Origin of the sequence: Niabella hirudinis (genome assembly GCF_051201075.1) — a bacterium.
Lineage (GTDB): Bacteria > Bacteroidota > Bacteroidia > Chitinophagales > Chitinophagaceae > Niabella > Niabella hirudinis.
The window spans coordinates 80,586-102,423 of the sequence record NZ_JBPEHJ010000007.1 but is presented as its reverse complement, the minus strand read 5'-3'; the positions used below and the strand labels follow the sequence as shown (position 1 = coordinate 102,423).

Sequence of the window (21,838 nt, the reverse complement as noted above, 5' to 3'; positions counted from 1 at the left end):
GATTGGCTGTCATGTCTTTTATTGCTCCAGCTGCTTTAATGCAAACGCATAGGCGCCCAGGGCAATGGCCCGGCTGGTGCCCATCCTTGTTATGGCTACTCCTGATTTTTTTGTACACTGATATAGTGCCTGTTTACCCGTGCCCGGCACCGCCACCATTTTTATATCATCTTGTAAAAATGCGGCCCGGTCACCGGCGGCTTCCAGGTTATACACCTGCATGGGCAAACGCGGCACGGATATTCCGTTGAATGTGGAGCGTGTACTGTTCATCTCCACCATCATAGCCGGTAAAATAAATTCATGGGCATGGGCCATACCGCCACCGATGACCACCAACCCATCGATGGTGTTCAGCATTTCGGCAACCGTAAACCCGGCAGCCCGGCCTAATTCATGAAACGTTTCAAGAGCGGCATCCCGGTTTCCGCTCCTGGTGCCTTTTGCAATTTCATAAATATCCCTGGGGCTAAAGGGGTCTGCGGCGCCCGACCGCTCCGCATACAAGCGTTGTACCGCGGCCACCCCCACGCCGGCCTCGGCTATCAACCGGTGATCCTTCCTGCCGGCAGCGCACCAGATCTCACCACCGCAGCCATTATCACCCGTTAAGAGGGTGCCATTTATAACCACCCCGGAGCCAAATCCGGTACCCAGCGTAAGGGCTACCAGGTTTTTATATTGCCTTGCGCTCCCTGCATGCCGCAGTTCGGTATTAAGCCCGGGCAACAACCCGGCCAGCGCCTCCCCATAGGCAAAAAGATTGCCATCGTTGTTGATGAACACCGGAAGCCGGAACTGTGCTTCGAGGAAAGGCCCCAGGGCAACGCCGCCTCTAAAGGAAGGAAAATTAGGCAGGTCGCCAATAATGCCCCGTTCATAGTCCGCCGGGCCGGGAAATGCAAAGCTAATGGCCGCAGGCGGCGTACCCAGACCAGTCATGATCCTGGTGAAACCGGCAACGATCACCGAAAGACAGTTTTCCAGATCAACCGTGTCCGCGGGCAGCGTAAGCGGCACAACGATCTCCCGGTTACCCTGCATGGCGCCAAACACAAAATTAGTGCCTCCTGCATCCAGTGTTAATACTACTCTTGGATCTTCTTCAAACATGGGCAGTTCCTTTTTCATGCTTCTTTTACACAGGCTTTCATGGTTACACAGGTTGCGCCCGGTTCAGCCCCATAGGGCCGGATGGAATAGGCGGCAACCGCTGCAGGAATGATAAATGTTTCTGCGTAATGCACTACCAGCGGCTCAAATTCATTTTGTAATCCTTCTACAATGATCGCATCCCCTTCTACCAGGTTCAATACATTTACAGATCCGTTTGTATGATGTACAACGGCCGTCTGGAACGTATCCCGGAAGGTTTCAATAAACTGCGATTCATGCAAGCCTGTACGTTCCTGTACCCAGCCTTTACCGGCCTTTACTACTTCAAAACGGTTGGTAAGCTCGCGGGCAGCGAAATCCGCATCGGCCGCTGCGTTGATCACCTCCCTTCCCCGGCTGATGTTGATAGGCCTTGGCCGCCCGTCCAACCCGGGACGGTCCCAATCCCATAGTTTAAACGTATACAAAAACGGGGTAGCGCTGATCTCAAGCACCATTGCGTCTTTGCCGGAACAATGTACCGTACCGGCAGGTATCAAAAAATGATCGTGTTTTTTTGCGGGGATCTTATTTACAAACCGGTCCGCATCAAAAGACCGGCCCGATCCGTTCTGAGCCGCATCCAGCTCCTGCAGCATTTGCCCGGTGTCTGCACCGGTCTTCATTCCCAGGTACACAAACGCATTCTCCTTTGCATCCAGCAGATAATAACTTTCATCCTGCGTATAGTCGATGCCAAAATGTTCCTTTGCAAAGGCCCGCGTAGGGTGCACCTGTAAACTCAAATTGCCACCGTCCATGGTATCCAGAAAATCAAAGCGGATGGGGAACTCTTTTCCAAAACGGGCTACTACCCTTTCGCCCAGCAATGCGTTGCTTTTTATAAATACCAGGTTGATGGCAGGCGTTTCAAACAGGGTTCCTCCCACCTCAAGCAGCAGGCTGTTTTCCTCCGGCACACAATCAAAACACCACCCATAATTTACGGCAGCCGGATCCAGGTCAAAGGCTTCTTTCATCCACTGGCCACCCCAGGGAGCGGGATCAAAAAACGGCACCACCCTAAAGGGGCTGCCTGCGGCTTTTGCCATGCCCGATAAAAACGTGTTATTGTCGATCAGGACCGGAGCCCCTGCTTTTGTGGTGTCCAGCCAGTAATTTACTTTATCATATAGGGTCTGCTTGTGCTGGTCCAGCACCTTCCAGTCATTAAATAATCCCCGCTTATACTGCGTGGCAAAGGATTTATCGCCATTGCTGACGCCCAGCCCCTGTACGCTTTTTTTCCGCATGCGCAGCTGCAGCTCCCAACGCGGCATATCTGCATAAATGGTCAGGTTGCCCTCCACCACGGCGCCGGCGCCGCAACCCACTACCAGCACGGTTCCTTCATGACGGGCGATCTGTTCCCGCGCCGCCTGCAGCTTTTCCGGATCAAAATAATCGGCCATGCGCAGTTTTGTCATATACCCAAACAGCGGATCATCCGTTACGTAGGGTTTTGTCATTGCCAGGATGGCCGCCTCCTCCTTAAACAGAGCGGGGGTTAATACCAGCAGGCTATGCGGCAGTATTTTTACTTGCGCAACCAGCTCTTCATAAAGGATACCGGTATAACAATCGATCACAATGGTTTTTCGAAACCGGGGGTCTTCCTGAATGCGTTTTAAAATAGCATCCCATCCTTCAGACGCCTGTCCGCTTACCCGGATGCTGGGCTTCTTGTCATAATTTCTTTTACTCATCACTTAATCTGTCATTTAATATTAGGTTCATAGCTATCATTTCTAAAATACGATGCGGCCTTTCCGCTTTTATCCCCTGCATGCGGGCGGCAGGCCTTGTACACCCCAGCTCTTATTGGGTTTAGGGCCCATCCACAGCTCTAACCGCCCCCCGTTGCTAAACTGCCGGAAGGGAAACCAGAAGGTATTTAACGGTTGCTGATTTAACCGGGCTTTTTGAATATAACCGTTTTTTTCGCTGTTTTGATGGCATATAATCTGAAACAGGCGGCCTTTGTAATAAGCCGGGTTCAGTTGTATAGCCACTTCATCAAATACCGGCGATGTAATTTCCAGCACCGGCTCCCGGGCCTCGTTGCCCATAATATCAAAAAGCCCGATGGCCATCAGCGCGCTTACACCACCCATCTGGCCTTCGTCTTCATCATGCCCGCCATAACCATTATCCGGTGTGGTGCCACTGTAGTTTTGCTTTTGAACCCGCCTTACCCAATACTGGGTGAGCCAGGGTTTTCCGCCATAGCTGAACAAATGGGCGTTGGAGCACCCCGGCTGGTTGGCATAGCTTACATAGCCGCCGCCATACTCCGCCACAAAATCCTGTGGAGCCGCTTTTTCAAAAGCATACTGTAACCGGTTGCAAAAACTGTCTTTGCCGCCCATCAGGTTTATCAGCTTCGGAATATCGTGCGAAAGCCCCCAGGTGCCCTGCCAGGCATTGGCTTCTACCCAGCCGCTTCCGGAAAGAGGATCGGTATGGGCAAAGTTGCCGTTCCGGTTTTTAGGGAAGAGGAAGCGCTGGCGGGCGTCAAAACTGTTGACCCATCCGGAGGCTCTTTTGCTGAAATAATCGTAGTCTTCTTTTTTGCCGAGTTTGGCCGCCATCTGGGCGGTACCCCAATCCTGGAATGCCGCTTCAACCGTAATGCCCGCATTGGATGGCCACCACCCTTTTGCCGCATAAAAAGCTACATCGGCAGCGCCACGCTCTCCGCCTCCCAGCATACCGCCGGGCATCTGGTTTTGTTTTATGACTTCAAAAGCCGTGTTGGCATCCGCCTTTTTCAGCAGCCCCCTCATATAGGTGCTGACGATAAAACTGGCTGCCGGATCTCCCGTCATGATAAAGGTGTAACCCCCGGCCAGCGGCCCCCGCGGCAGCAGCTTGCCGTTTTTGGCGTACTCCAGCAGGCAGGCCGAAAAATCATCCATTAGCTCGGGCCAGGCCAGGCCCCACAAAATATTGATGTTCCATTGTGTTAGCCAGAAGGCATCCGACAAATACATATTGAACCGGGGGCGGCCATTGCCGTCTTTGGGAACCGTTTTTATTTTGAATGCGGCTTCATTATGCCCTCCCAACAATCCTTTCTGACCGGTAAACTCGGTCCTGTCCGGATAGTCGCCGCTTACATCGCTGATCTTTTGGCGGCCCAGGAGCACATGCCACAGATCCGTATAAAATTTACTGCGCTGTGCCGCCGTTCCGCCTTTTACGGCGATCTTACCCAGGTACCGGTTCCAGGTGTCCCGGGCCCGGATCCTTACGGCATCAAAGTCCAGGTTTCCGCACTCGGTGTTTAAATTGTTGCGGGCATTCTGAACAGAGGTATAGGAAAGTGCGATCTTCATTTCCAGCTGATCGCCGGCTTCCATTTTATAAGCAGCGGCCAGTTTTAGCCCATCTCCCGCTGCATCACTGATACCGGAGCGGAAGCCGGTACTCCCCTGCCAGGCATCCAGCGACCGGCAGGCCTTATTGAACCGGATCACAAAAAAAACAGGTACCACACCCGGGCCGCCCCACAACCGGTCTACCGTATTAAAGGAGCCTTCAATTTCCGTATTGCTCACCTTTGTGATGCGGGCATCCTTCATAGAAGAGCAATTCTTTACCGTGGCGCTCATATCCATAATGATGCGGGCATCCGCCTGCTGCGTGTACCGGAACCGGTACATACTTACCCGGTCAGTGGCCGTTTGCTCGGCCCAAATCTTATGCTTTTGCAGCAGCACGCGGTGATAACCGGGCTGTACGATCTCATCATCATGACTAAAGGCCGACTTCCATGCTTCTCTTCCGCCGGAGGGATCATCCGCCGTAGTGGCCGGCATTATTTCGATACCGGAGATCATCCAGGTATGGATCTGCTGAAACCCGAGGATTTCCCGGTCGTTATAGTTATAACCACCGCCCCACTGATGTTTGTTGCGGGTGAGCGGCGCCGCGCTTGCCAACCCAAAGGGCAGGCTGCCGGTAATAAAAAACTCGTATCGTCCCCTTGTTGTTTCTATATAGGGGTTAACCAGGGAAACATAGTCGGGAGCCCCTTCAAAGGCATTGTATACTTCTATTTCTGAAAAGCCCAGGTCCTTCCCGGTGCCATCGGTCACCTCCAGCCGGATCCATTTTATTTTTTTGGGAGGAAACTGCACTGCCAGGCCGGCACCATCTGCAGGCAACTGGTTTACCCGTTTTACAGAGCCATCACTAAAAAGGATTTTAACGCCGGAAATATTATCATTCAGATTGGGGCGGTCAAATAAAACGATCCGGTCGATCCATTGCTCCCGGTCCCAGTCGAGCCGGATCCATGGAAACTTTACGTAACCCCAAAAAGCAGTGTCGCCCTTGCAGGCCCATTCGCCCCGGCCGTTTACCCCAATGACCCCATCCAGTACCTGTTCCGCGTTAAAGGAAGCCCCGGCATTACTGGATGCGGTCACCTTTGCCAGCGGCGCTATATTATGAGGACCTGCTGCCACTTCTTTTACAGTGGCAACCGATAATAGCAGGATTAATAAAAAATGTATTCGCATGACTTCTGACTGACTTGATATTCCTTTTATAACGGGCCGCTTGCTATAAAGCCGCAGCCCGGCCATCCTGGTACCGTTGTTTTAATAATTGCATCATGTACCCATTTACGGCCCATTGATCTGCAATGGGCGTTTGCACGCCGGGCAGGTGCACCATATAGGGATAGGGTCCAAACTCCGGCGTGATGGTTATGGTTTCGCCTGCTGCCTGTTTGCGGCGCACGAACTGGTCCCACCAGTTTAGATGCGCATCCAGGGCATGGCTCCATTCCGCTGCCCGCGGATCCGGTATCTGCGGGCCCTGGCTGTATCCTACTCTTGCATGCAGGTGCCCTGCTTTTTCAATGGCCAGTTGAACAGCCGCTGCCTGGTCTTCCAAAAAGGTTTCTGCCACGCAAACCCAGTGAGACAGGTCCATGGTCAGGTTCAGATCCGGCAGCTTTGTTAAATACTCCGCAGCAATATGCGCGGCAAACAGGCATTTATTGCGGTGCGTTTCATGCACCACGGCAGTTCCTGTATCCCGGGTAAAACGGGTGGCCACATCGATCAGCTGCCGGTTTTGCTCAAAGCTGAAAATATCCCGTCCCGTTTGGGTATTGATCTTGACCACGGGGTATGCTTTTATTTTTTGGAACCAGGCTTCATAAAGAGCTTTATGTTTTAAGAAATCGGCTTCGCCGGTATCATAACATTGGGCTATCAGCTTCATCCCGTATTTTTCGGCAAGCCGCCATACCCGGTCCAGCTCTTTTTCATCTGCCTGGTTGCCGATGCCATACTCTACCCCATCGTAGCCTTCCTCCCGGACCTTTTCAAAAAACAACTCCCAATCCAGATCTTCGGAGCCCCATCTCGGGCAAAAAAACTGCAGTTCCATTGTATGTATCACTTGCTTTTATTATATTATTTAATCAACAAACAGGTTCTCTATATCCTCTAAAGAACGCCCCCTGGTTTCTTTTACCCGTGCCATCATGTACACAAAAGCTACAGCGCACAGGGCCGCATAACAAAACATGGTGAGGGCCGTGCCCAGGTGCCGGGTCATAATCGGGAAGGTAAGCGTCACCGCAAAATCGGCCAGCCAAAGCGCCAGCGTAGCAATAGACAAAGCGCGGCTCCGGATGCGGTTGGGAAAAATTTCTGAAAGGTATACCCATACCACCGCTCCCAGGGTAGCGCCAAATGAAGCCACATAGAGAAACATAAAAATAAGGACGAGGTAATGCTCAAAATAGCTGAAATAAAAACAGAGCCCCACGCCCGTCATGGATAAGCCCATTAACAGGCAGCCTGCCACCAGTAATTTCTTTCGTCCGATCTTATCTACCAGGCCAATGGCCACAAAAGTAGCAATGATGTTTACGACACCAATGCCGATGGTCTGCATCAGGGAAGAGGCATTGTCGCCTCCGGTTTCCTTAAAGATGGTTGGCGCATAATAAATGATGGCATTAATACCGGTTACCTGCTGAAACACGGCTACGATGATGCCTACAAACAATACGGTACGGTATGGTTTGCTGAAGAGCTGCCGGATGGTAAGGTTTTCGTCCTTGCGAAAGCTGTTTTCGATTTGGATCATTTCTTCATCCGGCACGGGGGCGCCGGATATTTTCTGCAGGATTGCCTTGCCGGCATCATACCGCCCCTTCATAATCAGCCAGCGGGGCGTTTCGGGCACCAGCAACAGCAGCACAAAGAATAATGCGGCGGGAGCGGCCTGCGAAGCAAACATCCACCGCCAGGCATCGGGGCCTGTTTCACTTAAAAAATAATTGGTAAAATAAGCCGCCAGGATCCCGAAAACGATCGCAAGCTGGTAGCAGGCTACCAGGCGCCCGCGCAGCCGGGCCGGGGCTATTTCGGCAATGTACATGGGCGATACCATTGCGGCCGCTCCCACGCCCAGCCCGCCTATCAGCCGGAACAGGATAAACAGGTATAACTCGTTGGCCAGTCCCGCGCCGATGCCCGAAACTGCAAAAAGGATCGCGCAAATGATCAGCCCCGCGCGCCGGCCGTAGCGGTCTGCCATATTGCCCGCCAGCATGGCTCCTGCGGCACACCCGATCAATATGGAGCTTACAGACCATCCCAATACATACTCATCCATGTGGAAATAAGACTTTATATAGGGGATAGCGCCGGAAATAATGGCCGTATCAAACCCGAATAATAACCCGCCAAGGGCGGCTACAAAACTTGTGAGTGCTATAAATTTTTTATCTGCCATATCTGTATTTTCAATGATCCTTTGTTATTGAACCTGTTTAAATTCTATTTGATGATGAACCAACATCCATTTTGTGTTTCACAGATGGTTCGTGAGGCCACGAACCATGGCTACGAACCACGGCGCCCCGGTTGGTGTCCTCACCGACCGGCCAAAAGCTATTCCAGCATGAAGCCCGCGGGCCCAAACCCCCTGATTGTACTGCTCCATTTTCCGTTGACGATTTTTACTGGTTTGCCGGCAGGCTCCCCGCGGAGATTTACCGGCCTGGCCCTGGTAAAACGGGTATGGGCCGGCAACGTGATGGTGAGGGCGCCGGTTTTACCCGCCATTTCCCATAAGCGCAGTAAGGTAGCCCCTGAACCGTCCGGATCTTCCCCAAATGCGGTAACCACTATCCCTTTGCGTGATAGCTGCACCCCGCTTTGCGCCGGGGGAAGTACACCGCCGGGGTTGCCGGAGCCAGCCAGCTCCAGCGGATACCGGGCTTCCAGCGCCGGAACCGGCATAACGGCTTCACCGGGCACCGTTTTATCAAAAGTCCAGATCCTTACCCGTGAGCTCCAGGTGCCGGAATACCAGTACCGGTAATTGGTGTTCCACTGATTGTTGTACAAATTGATATAAACCACCGGCTTTTTGGGTACAAAATCCGTGGAAAACTTCCAGCAGCCGGGCCGGTCCAGGCTAATGAGCGGATGATCGATGGGACAAACGGCAATACCCCTGCCCCCCGCATCCGTAAGGGTTACACCCTGGCTTACTGAGTAAATATCCTTGTTGGCTCCGGCCTGGATGTCCGTTGCAGGGTCCATTACCCCCAAAGGACGATACACTTTAAAAACCGGGTCTTTTATATTGAACGGGAGGGCCAGCCAGTCGGCCTCCGGCCAGTTATCTTTTACTTTATCTAAAATTGTGATTTCGAGATCAATATAGGGCTGATCTTCAAAAAGCGTTAATGTAAGGCGTGATGCGGGCAAATACCGGGCCGTGTCTGCAGGCATCTCCAATACGGCGGTTTGCTTTAACCTGGTAGTCCGGATTTTTAATGATCCTCCCGCCGGGGAAGCCATCCGGTACGGCACTTCTTTTTCAGAGATCATCCCCGGTTTATACAGGCCGGGATGCATCCAGTCTCCCGCACGGTTTTGCTGATAGGCTTTTACATAGTCAAGGGTTTGCTCGTAGGTAAACCGTTCATTCAAATACTGCCCGGTTTGGGTACCCGATACCGTTGCCGCCCAATCGTGACCGGTGCGTTTATCTACCAGCGATTGAATACTCCCTTTGTCCTTATCAAATACGATCTTATAAAACCGGTTCTCGATACTATTACCGGCCAGGGTCTTTACTGCCGTTTCAACCGGAGCGGGAACCGTAGCATAGCCGCCGGCAGGAATGTTCTTTACAAAAACGGATTGATCTCCCAGGTTTATGATACCGCTCCGTTTCCAGGGCAGGGGGTTGTAGACGATAATGCTGTTTGCATTGCCTTTTACAGCTCCTGCCAGTTGTTTCAGGTTTTCCTGTTTGATGTTGCCGGCAATCTTCCAGGCGCCCCGGACATAGTCTGTTTTATCCTCCCAGGAGGCTTCCAGGTCTGCATAGGTTGCCGGAGACAGCCTTTTAAATGCAGCTCCATACTGGTTAACGGATCCTGCCCCGCCCCAGGTATGTTCTGCATACAGGGCCATCAACTCGTAGGCCCGGGCTATGGAGTCGGCAATAGCGGGGGCCGGCAGTCCCCAACCCTTCAGCTGGGTATTTAAAAGTTCATCGGCCGCCAACATCGGCGCCGCCTCCCTTGCCATCTTTACCCCTCCGGGGTCGCACATGATGCCGTGCACCCAGGTATCGGGCATTTCATTGCGGACAACCGGAAGTTTGGGTGGATCGGACAAAATAGCTTTTGCAAAATCATCCATTGACCCCACCCGTATTTTTACACCCGGCAGTTTTTTCTTTGCCTCATCAAAAAGCGCTTTTACCTGCTCCGCCTGGGGCGGACCGCTATTGTCGAGGGTTACAAAAATGGCCGGCCAAACCTTATAGGGCCAATCGGCCGGCGGCAGCAATCCATGCCCTATAAAATGATCATTACCGCCCCATTTCAACGGCCAGCTAAGTCCTGTTGCCGTACCATAGGTACTGGAATAAAAAGTCAGCAGCCGGGAACCGTCGGGCCCCTCCCACCAAAAAAGGCCGGGTGTTTGTACAAAACCGCTTGGCCAGTTGCACCCGATATGCAAAAACTTTACCCCGGCATTGTGCAGTACTGTTGCCAGTTCACCGGCATGCGAAGGCATATCGGTAACTTTCGCTGCCACCGGAAGCGGCAGTCCATACTGTTTTGAAAGCCGGGTTGCAAAACCCAGCCCCCTGGTTAAAACCTCTGGTTCGCAAACATCCGTTTCGATGGTAAATGGCAGGGCATGGGTAAGAAACCGCCCCGCCTTAAAGGCCGTATCCAGCTTTTTTCTCCGTTCTTCTGTTTGTCCCTGCCAGGGCTCCATCACCTTCGACATCACCCAGCCAGGGGCCGTCCACCGGAATTGTTGCTCCACCGGCAGGGAGCGGGATGCATCCATAATCTTCAGCGCATTGTCGATCATGCTTGTCCGGTAATACTGTACCACATCTTTTACCCGGTGTGTGTAACCAATATCAAAATGTGTTTTAAACACCACAATGATCTCTTTAACCGGGGATGGCTGTCCTTTAGCAGTATTGATTTGCCCTGCCACCGTTTGCCCCATCCCTGCCAGACAAACCATTAGCCCCAACCCAATGCTGCAGCGTTGATACATGCGCCGTTTAAATTTTAATGTCATATATACAACTTTAATGGATCCACTTTGGGCACCGCATCAACCGCCGCCTTCAACTCCTTATCCCCATCAAACAAAAGCGGAAAGAACCGGCTGTCTAAAATTTGATCCTGCGGCATTTCCGGGAAGCTGTGCAATGCATCCAGCCGCTCATAACCAGCCGTGTTGCCCACCGTATGGGCATCCATGGCATTGAGCACAACGGCTCTCCGGGGCCGGTCGGATACATTGGCATAGGAGCCGTGCATCATCAGCGGATGGTGAAAACTGGCATATCCGCGCGGCAGTTCATTGGCCACTTTATTATCAAACGCTTCCAGCTGCCCGGCATCCAGCACTGTGCGCACGGCTTCCATATCACCGGCCAGCCCCGTAATGGGCAGCAACCCCCATTGATGGCTGCCCGGCACATAGTAAAGGCAACCATTTTCTTTGGTGGCGTCATCCAGTCCAATCCAGCAGGTAAGATGGTGCATGGGTTTGGTGAAGGTCCAGTAGGAGTAATCCTGGTGCCAGGCTACTACGCCACCATGTTTAGCGGGCTTGCAGAACAACTGGTCGTGAAACATCCGGAACGAAGTTCCCAGCAACTGGTAGGCCGCCATACGGAAGGCCGGAGCCCAGACGAGGTCATGAAAACCCGGGGCCACCCGCCAGGCGCCGATGGCATGAAACAGTACCTGGTCCGGGTTTTCCGATTCGTTGCTTTCATAATGATAGAACAACTGTTTTTCCTCCGCCGAAACCGATTGCATTTTTGCGAGTTCGGTATTCAATACATCCACCTGCGCATCTGTAAGCACCTTTATACCGGAAATAAACCCATCCCGTTCAAACCGGCGCACCTGTTCCTCATCCAGGACATAGGGCTTCCACTCTTCTGCCGTTTGAGGCTGTTCAAAAAGATCTGCAATGGGACTTCTATATTCTGCCAGATCTGTTACTGGTGGTTTGTCTGTATTCATCGTTATTTTTTTATATATACCCGCGGGTCGTTACCCCGCTTTTTAAAATTGAACCGGTGTCAGTTTTAGCCCGGAGAGGCTGGTACCGGTACGGTCTTCCTCAGGCATGCTGACCGTGATGGTATGTTTGCCCGGGGTTTTGAACCGGATCCATCCGATGGGCTGATGGTGGTAGATGCTGCCGGTGTTCTGCCGGTTCTGGATGGCAATACCTTCCTCCGTTTGCACCTTCCAAACCTTTGGACCGTTGCCGGAACACTTTAATTCGACCAGGTAGGTGCCCGCCTCTTTTACTTCCAGCTCCCAGCTGATCCGGCTGTCGGGCTTCCAATCGCTTACCTGGTAGGTATGTTTCCATTCGCCAAACTTCTCCATCCAGCTTTTGCCCGTAACCGTGCAAGCCTCCGGCCGGCCAAACTTTACCGACACATCCAGCCCAAAATCAGGATCAAGCGCCAGGTCCGATACCGCTTCCGGCGCGCTCTTCAGGGTAAGCTCTATAACGGAAACCATCGGGTCCGGCGCCTGTACCGGTGTCTTTAGCCGGATCCATGAACCTTCTTTTTTAAATGCTATTTTTTCGGCTTTCCCGTTTTTCAATACCCGGGCTGATGCGATCTCCGATTTTAAACCCGGCACCAGGAGACTGCCCGAGGCCGGCCATTGATATACCGCCAGGTAGAGTTTGCCATTGTTTATAACGGCATCGCCCCAGGGCAGGGCATGTTTCCACGGCGATGCCTGGGCATGGTAAATCACCTGCGGATAGCGGCTGATCCATTTACCCACGGAACGCAACGATGCCTGAACCGGCTCCGGTACCCGGCCCTGTCCATCGGGCCCTATGTTCAGCATATAGGTGCCGCCACGCGCTACTGTGGCAACCAGCAGCGTCAGGATCTTATGCGGGCTTTTCCAGTTTTCATCATACCAGGCATAGCCCCAGGCATCATTGGTTACATCCACACTCTCCCACCGGCCCGCTATTCGTTCCAGCGGCACTTCCATATCGCCCAGGGTCTGGTAATCGCCCAGGTTGTAGCCTACACGGCCCGACACCAGGGCATTGGATTGATTTTTGCGGACCACATTTACCAGTTGCTGCGCATATTTTGCCGGCATGCCGCCCGGGGTATCAAACCAGATCAATACCATATCCCCATAATTGCGGGTAATTTCCTCTACCTGGGGTAAACATTTCTCAACAAAATAATCGTCAAATTTTTTTGTCCTGCCGGCGCTGTCCGTCTTTGGACCTCCGGTGCCCCCCGGGTAGGTCCAGTCCTGGTTGTGCGAATAATAGAATCCAAAGCCAAGCCCCAGCGCCTTGCAGGCTTCTGATAATTCCTTCATCGGATCCCGCTTAAACGGCGTGGCATCTACAATATTGAATTTATTTACCATTGAATGGTACATCGCAAATCCATCATGATGTTTGGCGGTGATGATAATATACTTCATACCGGCATCTTTGGCCAGCTGTGCTATTTTGCGGGCATCAAAGGCTGCAGGATTAAAATCTTTTGCCACGGGCATATAATCCTTTACCGGAATGTTTGCCATGTTACTGTTCATCAGCCATTCACCAATGCCATAGTAAGTTTTGCCCTGCCACTTGTTGGCCAGCTGTGAAAAGAGGCCCCAGTGAATGAACATGGCAAAGTGCGTATCAAACAAATTCTTTTTACCAGGGTCCGCTTCCGTTGTTTTTGAGTCCTGTTTACCCCACATTTCATTCATCGACTGCTGGGCCAGCAGGGCCGGCATATTCAAACTGAGCATCCCGGTGAGCCCCAGCAACAACCACTTTTTCATCTGTATATTTTATGCTGTTTTATAAAATCAGCGCCGGACGCAATCTCCGAAGGGCGCTTTATACTACTGTTTTATTTTTTAACCGCGTTGATCACCAACGCCGAATGGGGCGCCAGCGCGGGGATCTTATATTCCTGTTCCGCAATACCCAGGTCCTTGCCGGTAAACAGTTCGGTGAGCCGGTACCGGCCGGCAGGCAGGCTGATCGTACGTTCTACGGGGGCATCGCCCCAGTTGAATGCGAAATAAATGGTCTTATCCTTCATGGCCGTAACTCCTACCTCAAAATGCTCGTTCGCAAACCGGGCGGCCTTACCCGTGGGGGGCATCAGTTTCTTTAAAATAGCTACCCGTTCGGGCCTCATTTTCGTAAGGTCGTCCCCGCTCAGTAACATGCCGCCGGAGGCGTATACCGTAGCTGCATGAAAAAGGAATTCATTCAGCGGGAGCCCCTGTTTCTTTTTTCCGGCTACACCTTTGCCCGCCTGGTCCATCACATCCGTAGCACCGCCGTCCTCCAGCAGGATGCAATCCGGGTCGTTCCACCAGAGCCGGCCGTTTTGCCATCCGCGCAGCAGATTCTCGCGCCCGATGTCGCGGAACGACTCCCATTTACGCCAGGTATCCATAGAACTGCGCGAGCCGTGTATCAATCCCAGTGATGCCCATATAGGATGATTGCAGCCGAGGATAAAGGCATCCTTTGATCCCTTTAATATGGCTTGCATGCCACGCCGGTAGGCTTCTATCCTCGTGGCGTTTTTATCATAGTGCACGCCACCATGTATTGCGCCCCAGTAATTGGCATCCAGTTTAAAATAGGTAACGCCCCATTTTTCGCGCATGGTGCGGAAGAGCTCCGTGAAGAACTGCTGTACCTGCGGGTGCGTACCGTCCAGTACGTACCAGGGGCCCTGGCGCCAGCCGCCAAAGCCGATTTTATCCGAACGCAGCGGTTGTCCGGCACTGTCTTTTACCATCCAGTCCGGATGCTCTTTAAACAGCCGGGATTGCGGACTTGCAATGAACGGCGCCACCCAGATGGCGGGATCCAGTTTTTTAGAACGGATCTGCTGCAATACTTCGGATACATCACCGCCAAAGGCTTTGCCGGCATCCAGCCAGTCGCCCATCCAGGGCTGGTAACCATCATCGATTTGCACATATTTTAACTGCGGCAAATGCCCGGCGATCCAGCCGGTATTATCCGCCACATTTTTTGCCGTTACATTGGGACCAAAACAGTACCAGCTGCACCAGCCCATGGGCACCGGATCGTGTTTTAAACGCGGGTGGTGTTTGGAAATGGCGGCTGTTAACTGATCATACAACTTTTCCCTGTCGGGCCCGGCTATGGCCAGAAACTCTTCCAGGTTCCAGCTTTTGCCGGGCTGCAGCACCATTCCTTCGCAGTCGATTGAAATGCGCAGACGCTTATCGCTGAAAGAAAAACGGGAAATAAATTTGTTGCAGGAAGTGGTGGCCAGCAGCACCCGGTCCGTGTTTTTAACCTGCAGCGTCAGCATGCCATATACGGTTCTTAACCCCTCCGGCTCCGGAATTTTATAATGCGTTCTATCCGGGTAGGTGCACCAGTCTTCGGGCTTTGCCAGCGTACCGCCTGTTTGTCCCAGCTTCTGAAACCCTTCTCCATAGATAGGGGTAGTGCCCGGAAGGCCGTGCTGCAGGTCAAAAATGATTACTTCCCGGATGGGGAGCGGCTTTGCCGAAGTATTGGTTACAGACATTTTACAAAGCCCCCCCTTCCACACCCTGCTCACCACCGCAGCGGGGGAAGCCTTTGACCCGTTGGACAATACAACCGTTGCAGGTGCGGTTTTTAAGCGGGTTAGTAATTCCGCCGCCGTTTGCTGTCCGTTTACGGCTGTTACAAGCACCAGCATGCAAAAAAATAAGGCAAGCCGGCCCACAGAACCTTTTTTGATCAATCTTTTACTCATTGTTTATTTTACTGATACGGTGAAACATTTGCAGTTTGCTGGTCCTCCATATAATAAAAGGCCATATTCTTTAACACCGGGTTTGCTACCGATCCTGTAATCCGCAACCGGACCCTGGTGGTATATACGGGATCAAACTCCTGTATCCGTTTATGCCCAACGGAACTGCCTTCGGCGATCTGTTTCCAGCCGTTGTTTACCCAGGCGTCCAGGGCATAATGCCGGATCCGTTCGCCCTTGGCAATATCTTCCTGCAGGACCATGCAATTGATGGCTACAGGCCGGCGGGCAATGGTTTGCTGCACCTGCGTTCCGTTTGCCTTACCGGAAAAAACCGGACGGGCAAAGCGTTCTTTAACAGCTTTTCCAAACCAGGTAAGTCGGGCCACATCTTCGGCCGGTACCTGGCCGCTGGTATCGATCACGATGCCCAAAAGCATATTGGCGTTCCGGCCCACACTGGTATTGTAGTTGCGGAGCAGTTGCTCCGGGGAACGCATTTTTTGTCCGGATGCTTTCCAAAACCATCCGCCCTGCCAACCGGTGCGCAGGGGAAAATCGGCTTCACCCGGGCACCATATTTTCCCATCGGGATCTCCGCTCATATTGGCTGCTTTGATGGTTCCTGTAGCCGAGGTGGTGGCATCAGAGGTACCCCAGTTGGGATAGGGCGCGGCCCCCTCTTCATTGCCGATCCACCGGACCAGGTTCTTTGCATGCACAGGACCCTGGAATACGATGGCGTCCGGCTGAAATTTCTTTAACAGTGCTGCAATCGGCGGCCCGCCCTGCTCCACCGGCAACACGCCACCATCGAACCATATTTCAAATAACTTTCCGTAGTTCGTCCATAACTCGGTAAGCTGCTGAATCACGATGTCATTATACTGCTTTTGTGTAAAGGGCGATCCTTTTTGCACCAGGCCGGGATTATCTACATAGCAATACCCGTTGGCAGCAGCACTTGCATAAATGCCCGGCTTAACATGGTACTTTTTGCAGCTGGCAATAAAATCTTTTACAATATCGCCCTTTCCGTTTTTCCAGGGTGCGTTTTTTACACTATACGGGTGTGCGGCGGTTGGCCACAGGCTGAAGCCGGAACAATGCTTGGCCACTAATACCACGTAGCTGGCCCCTGCGGCCTTTGCTGCGCGCACCCACTGATCCGTATCGAGCTTTGACGGATTAAAAACACTTGCCGGAGGATGGGTACCCCAGTTGCGCCAATCGTAACCGGGTACATAATTGACCAGATCAAAGTGAATAATTGCTCCAATTTCCGCAGCAGCCCACTGGAGTTGCTGTGCATTGGGCAATACCAGCTTTGGGACCTGCTGGGCCTGTGCCGTATATACCAGCCATGGCAACAGAATAATCAGAAAGCGTTTCATTTTCAATACTTTATAAAAGTGTTACCGGCAGTGGGGATATAGGCAAAATCCGGAATGCGTTTGATTAAACAGCAGCTCTTTTTCTTTTTCCAACCCTGACCCTCCCCTGTTTAAGTTAAACCGATCGTTATTTGCAATCATTATACCCGGTATTCAGGCTTTAAAGCTACAACTATGTATGTACAAAGTATTCCACTTTCTTTTTTAAAAAATAAACTATTTTATGATTTGGAAATTTGGGAATTCAAAAATTTGAGAATGTGCTGATTTGAAAATTTGAAAATGGGGGTTTCGTTTGTTAACGCAGTCTTCGTACCTTAGGAGGTCCATCAGACATCAGACATCAGACTTTAAACCGCCTCACCGGTAGTATGCACTATAGGTTTTTTCCCGGTCCCGGATGATGCGCCTGAATGCCTCCATTTCATGTTCGGACATTTTGGATTTTTGAATCCAGGAATCATCTCCATATACCCCGGCTTTTTTATAATCAAAGGGCTGAAAATGGATCTTCCGCGCTGTTTTCAGACTTTTGAAAGAAAAATCCCCCTGAAGCGGATCTTTAAACAGGGGATCTGCAAACAATGCCTCCTTATCTTTAAGCCGGCGCCAGGCGGAAAAGGACTGTCCCATAAACAAAGGAGCTGCTGCATTCATACTCCAGTAACAGTTTTGCTCCATCAGGATATTTCCCTTGTCCCAGGGACCATGAAACACGGCGCCATGATCCATTAAAATGATATTATTGGTAAACGAAAAAGAGCGGTGTGGTTCCACGCGCGTAAAATCCAGCTGCTGATAATGCCCGAAGGCAAAAATATTATTGCGGATGGTATTATTACGCCCGTAGTGCTGATGAAAGCCACCGCTTTTACAAGCATAAACAAGGTTATTCTCCAGCAGAATATCCGAGCTGCCCTCATCCGTATACAATCCCCAGCCGCCATAATCATAGGCGTATACATCATGGATCACGTTGTTATGAATATGGGTTCCCGGGGACTCGGCCAGGGTATAGACGGCGCCCATATCCGACAACTCGCCCCAGCCGATATGATGAATATCATTATAAGCCACTTCATTGTTGACCGAAGGATTTTTGAGCACCTTATCGTTGGCATATTGCAGGCGCCCCTGCGCATCCAGGTAGGTGGTGTACTGTTTGGTAACCGCATAGCCCCACATCCATCCCAGCGAAATACCCGTGTATCTCGAATCGGCGATCACATTATGCAGGATGCGGTTATTGGCCGCATTAAACACCACAACCCCCACGGCACTAGGAAACAGCAGGCCTATATGCCGGATGATGTTATTTTCTATCAATATCTGCTCCGTCAAAGGGGTACCTTCCGCAGGGAGCGCCGTTTCGCCGATCTTGATGCCACCGCCACCCATGTCATAGATAAAGCTATGGGTGATGGCGCTGTTCTTTACCGCCCGCCTCAGCCAGAAGGCATAGTTGCCGGTATGCATGACCTCGCAGTTCTGAAATATAATCTTCTCTGCCCAGTCGATCCGGATCGCAGCATCAATTTCCGCGGCGGCCTGCATAGGCTCATTTCCATTTGCGGGCATGCGGTCGGCAGTATGGGCAAAGCTTATATTTCTGAAAATTTTATCCGTTACCAGATGGCCCGCGGTGCCGGTTATCGTAACCAGTTGCGTTAATGCCGGTGCATACACTTCGGCTGTTTCCATTTTTTCTCCTTCCCGGGGTATATAATACAAATAACCGGCAGGGCTCAGGAACCATTCCCCGGGGGCAGACAGGGCGGCTTTGTAGTTCTCCAGGATAAAGCGGCTTCCCTTTTGTACAGGATTCCAGGGTTTCATTGCCGCTCCACTTATAAACAAGCGACCGGAGTCGCTGTCCAAAAACGCCACCGGCTTACGGGTGTAATCCCATTTATGATAGAACGCCACTACCATGTCTGCATCATCCTCATCCCGTTTACGGAGTGTTTGAAGGTTTGCCGGATGCGTGTAGATCGTTTGGGCAGCATATTCCCCCACCCTCCCGGTGCCCTTCACCCCGATGCGCTCTTTGGAACTATCTACAAAGAACCAGCCGGTATCCGGTGTACGCGCCCGGGTTGCCCGCACACCATTCACATATAATTGTTCAAACCGGAATCCGTAGCGAACCGCTTCCGGCACTTTACACTTCCACCATCCTTCCTTTGTACGCTCCCAACCCGCAATAGGAATACCCCCGCTCAATACGGGTTTATGCCCGGGATCTCCTTCAATCACGATCCGGTTCTGATCTTCTTCTGATATATGAATGGGCTCTTTTAATAAGTAAGTGCCGGGGCCAACATAAATATGAACCGTGTCTTTTGAAATAATGGTCCGGGCCCTTAACAAGGCCTGCGCAACAGACCCCAGCGGCGCCTGCCTGGTACCCGCTGCACGGCTACTCCCGTTTACCGCAACATAAAGGCTATCCTGTCCATAACCCTGCATCTGTAAAAACAGAAGGCAGCAGCCTACGATTCGTTTTATCATCATTCCTAAAGTTAGTGATCTGTTTCATACAAGTTCCATAAATTCATCCACCCAATACTTCCAGCCGGGATCAAACAACCGGGGTGCGTAACTTCTAAAGTCCTGCATCAACCGGATTTGATACCCCCCAGGCTTTGTTGGGCTTTGCACCCAGCACCAATTCGAGCGTACCTCCTTTTGTTATTGCGCTATGATCGATCCAACTCATTTTATACGGCGTTCCATTGAGCTTTGCCGATTGAATGTAGTTATTTCCGGGAGCATTACCGATCGTTTTAATAACAAACTTTTTGCCACGGGCATACCTGTTATCTAACCGGATGGTAATAGCGTCAAAGAGCGGTGTACAGATCTGGTACCGGTTATCGCCCGGGCATACCGGGTGCAGTCCGGAGGCTGCCAACACATACCAGGCCGACATTTGCCCCACATCCTCATTGCCCACTAATCCGCGTTCCGCAGAATTATGATAGGCCTGCTCACAGAGCACCCTTACCCATTTTTGGGTAAGCCAGGGCTTTCCCAATACATTAAACATAAAAGGAACATGATGCACCGGTTCATTGGCATGGTTATAATAATCGTTCCACAGCATATCTGCAGGCGTTTTATCAAAGAACTGCTCCAGGTCAGCGAGCGTTTTGTCAACACCGCCCAGTAACCGTGTGAGCCCTTTAATATCATGTGGTACAAACCACCCCTGCTGATAAGGGTTGCTTTCCGTAGAACCGTAGGATTGCTGTAAGCGGCCGGATGCAGGCCAGGGCAACCAGGCTCCATTTGCATCCTTTGGCCGGAACCAGCCTACGGAAGGGTCAAATACATTTTTGTAGTTTTCAGACTGCTTCATAAACCTGCTATAGTCTTCCTTCTTGCCGAGCGTCCCGGCCAGCTGTGCCATACACCAGTCGTTATAGGCATATTCCAGTGTACTGGAAATGCTATTGGGCGCATACCCCCGCTGGCCATTCCCAAACCGGGCCACCGTATTTTTTGCAAACTGGTAGGCTTTTTTTACATCATAATTACGGATCCCCTTTTTATAGGCATCTGCCAGTACTACTACAGCAGGGTTGCCCAACATACAGCCACTGTAGGCATTTAAAAACTCCCAGCGTTCCAGGTAGCGGGTCCCATTTTCACCAGCCAACTCTACCAGGGAATTGATCATATCGTTCACTACTGCGGGATTTATGATCGTTTGCAGCGGCATCTGGCTTCTGAAAACATCCCATCCGCTGAATATGGTCCGTTTTGTAAACGCGCCCGTGTGATGAACAGCCCCATCTCCACCCGGATAGTCGCCGTTGACATCGGCAAAGGACCGGGGATCGATCATACTATGATACAGGGCTGTATAGAATATCACCTTCTGATCTTCCGTTCCCCCACTGATTTTCATCTTACTTAAGGCATCATTCCATAGTTGCCGGCTTTTGGTATGAACCGCATCAAAGTTCCACCCTGCAATTTCCTGCAGCAGATTCATCCGGGCGCCCTCCATGCTTACAAACGAGATACCGGCCTTCATCAATACCACGGCGCCATCGCCGGTCTTAAAATTGGTATAAAAGCCCAGGTGCCGGCCCTGTTTTTCCTTACAGCCTTTTAAAATCTTTGCATGAGCCGTTAATGTTTGAAAACCGGGCTGCTCTATGAACGCTCTTTTGCGGCTGGTACCCTGCGGTATATCCACCTCCCAAACACCAAAGTCTTTCAAAGGCTGGCTGAACTCAGCATAAAAATATACGGTATAATCCGGTTTTCCCTGTCCATCGCCCCAACCGCCCCCGGAGCTTTCACATTTCATCCATCCGGTGATGGCATGGTCGTTCACTACTTTTACGTATTGTTCGGTGGCCGTACCGCCTACCCGTCTTGCCAGGTCTATTTGGATACGGGACTGTTCATTTGCGGGAAAGGTAAACCGCATGATGCCGCTATGCGGCGCTGCGGCCATCTCCGCCCGGATGCCATAATCCGTAAGCCGTACGGTATAGTACCCGGCAGTGGCTTTTTCGGAGGCCTTGTCGTAAAAGGAACGATAGCCCTTGATATCGCCAGCTTCCTTACCGGAGTTGGTTCTTAAAGGGCCGGCTGTGGGCATCACCAGGAAATTACCCAGATCTCCATACCAGCCCACCCCGCTCATTTGGGTAAACGCAAACCCTTCAATAGTGCGATGTTCATAACTATACCCGGAGCCGTTATCGCCACCCGTAATGGTATTGGGACTTAACTGTGTTAACCCAAATGGCGTGGCCGCGCCCGGAAAAGTTTTTCCTCCCCCATGCGCAGAGGCCGCTACCGTCTTGCTGGTGGTAGCTCCAATAAAAGGGTTTACATAGTCGGCCGGCTGTTTTTCCTGTGCGGCAGCGGCCAGCATCCATAAACAACCAGCCAGTAGAAAGAAATAGTTTTGTTTACCCATCATTTTCTTA

General features: G+C 51.7%; 12 protein-coding genes. All 12 read right to left on the bottom strand.

Annotated features, from left to right (window positions below; translation table 11 throughout):
• Positions 1-18: 18 nt before the first annotated feature.
• Complete coding sequence (locus tag GGU45_RS14525) at positions 19-1,131, bottom strand: ROK family protein (protein WP_435225886.1); 1,113 nt, start codon at positions 1,129-1,131, stop codon at positions 19-21.
• Entirely contained in the window at positions 1,128-2,861 is a 1,734-nt protein-coding gene (locus GGU45_RS14520; protein WP_435225884.1) for a class I mannose-6-phosphate isomerase, read from the bottom strand. The genes GGU45_RS14525 and GGU45_RS14520 overlap by 4 nt, the downstream gene beginning before the upstream one ends.
• Before the next feature lie 69 nt (positions 2,862-2,930).
• Entirely contained in the window at positions 2,931-5,681 is a 2,751-nt protein-coding gene (locus GGU45_RS14515; protein ID WP_435225882.1) for a GH92 family glycosyl hydrolase, read from the bottom strand.
• 43 nt (positions 5,682-5,724) lie between these two features.
• Positions 5,725-6,573 (bottom strand): sugar phosphate isomerase/epimerase family protein, encoded by an 849-nt coding sequence (locus GGU45_RS14510; protein ID WP_435225881.1) that lies wholly within the window; start codon positions 6,571-6,573, stop codon positions 5,725-5,727.
• A gap of 18 nt (positions 6,574-6,591) precedes the next feature.
• Positions 6,592-7,920: a sugar porter family MFS transporter gene (locus GGU45_RS14505; RefSeq protein WP_435225879.1), complete on the bottom strand. Its 1,329-nt coding sequence runs from the start codon at positions 7,918-7,920 to the stop codon at positions 6,592-6,594.
• Between the two features lie 158 nt (positions 7,921-8,078).
• The gene (locus GGU45_RS14500) at positions 8,079-10,754 is read right to left on the bottom strand and encodes a glycoside hydrolase family 38 N-terminal domain-containing protein (RefSeq protein ID WP_435225878.1); all 2,676 of its coding nucleotides are present in this window, start codon (positions 10,752-10,754) and stop codon (positions 8,079-8,081) included.
• Positions 10,751-11,716: a phytanoyl-CoA dioxygenase family protein gene (locus tag GGU45_RS14495; protein WP_435225876.1), complete on the bottom strand. Its 966-nt coding sequence runs from the start codon at positions 11,714-11,716 to the stop codon at positions 10,751-10,753. The genes GGU45_RS14500 and GGU45_RS14495 overlap by 4 nt, the downstream gene beginning before the upstream one ends.
• A gap of 42 nt (positions 11,717-11,758) precedes the next feature.
• Positions 11,759-13,531 carry an alpha-L-fucosidase gene (locus GGU45_RS14490; protein WP_435225874.1) on the bottom strand — a complete coding sequence of 591 codons (1,773 nt, stop codon included), beginning with the start codon at positions 13,529-13,531 and terminating at the stop codon, positions 11,759-11,761.
• A gap of 71 nt (positions 13,532-13,602) precedes the next feature.
• On the bottom strand, positions 13,603-15,492 hold the full coding sequence (locus tag GGU45_RS14485; RefSeq protein ID WP_435225872.1) for a glycoside hydrolase family 36 protein: 1,890 nt from the start codon (positions 15,490-15,492) through the stop codon (positions 13,603-13,605).
• 8 nt (positions 15,493-15,500) lie between these two features.
• Positions 15,501-16,886, bottom strand: coding sequence for an alpha-L-fucosidase (locus GGU45_RS14480; protein WP_435225870.1), 1,386 nt, complete (start codon positions 16,884-16,886; stop codon positions 15,501-15,503).
• A gap of 360 nt (positions 16,887-17,246) precedes the next feature.
• A complete protein-coding gene (locus tag GGU45_RS14475; protein ID WP_435225869.1) occupies positions 17,247-19,400 on the bottom strand; it encodes a right-handed parallel beta-helix repeat-containing protein in 2,154 nt (717 codons plus the stop codon).
• A gap of 91 nt (positions 19,401-19,491) precedes the next feature.
• Positions 19,492-21,831 (bottom strand): GH92 family glycosyl hydrolase, encoded by a 2,340-nt coding sequence (locus GGU45_RS14470; RefSeq protein WP_435225867.1) that lies wholly within the window; start codon positions 21,829-21,831, stop codon positions 19,492-19,494.
• Between the last annotated feature and the right edge of the window lie 7 nt (positions 21,832-21,838).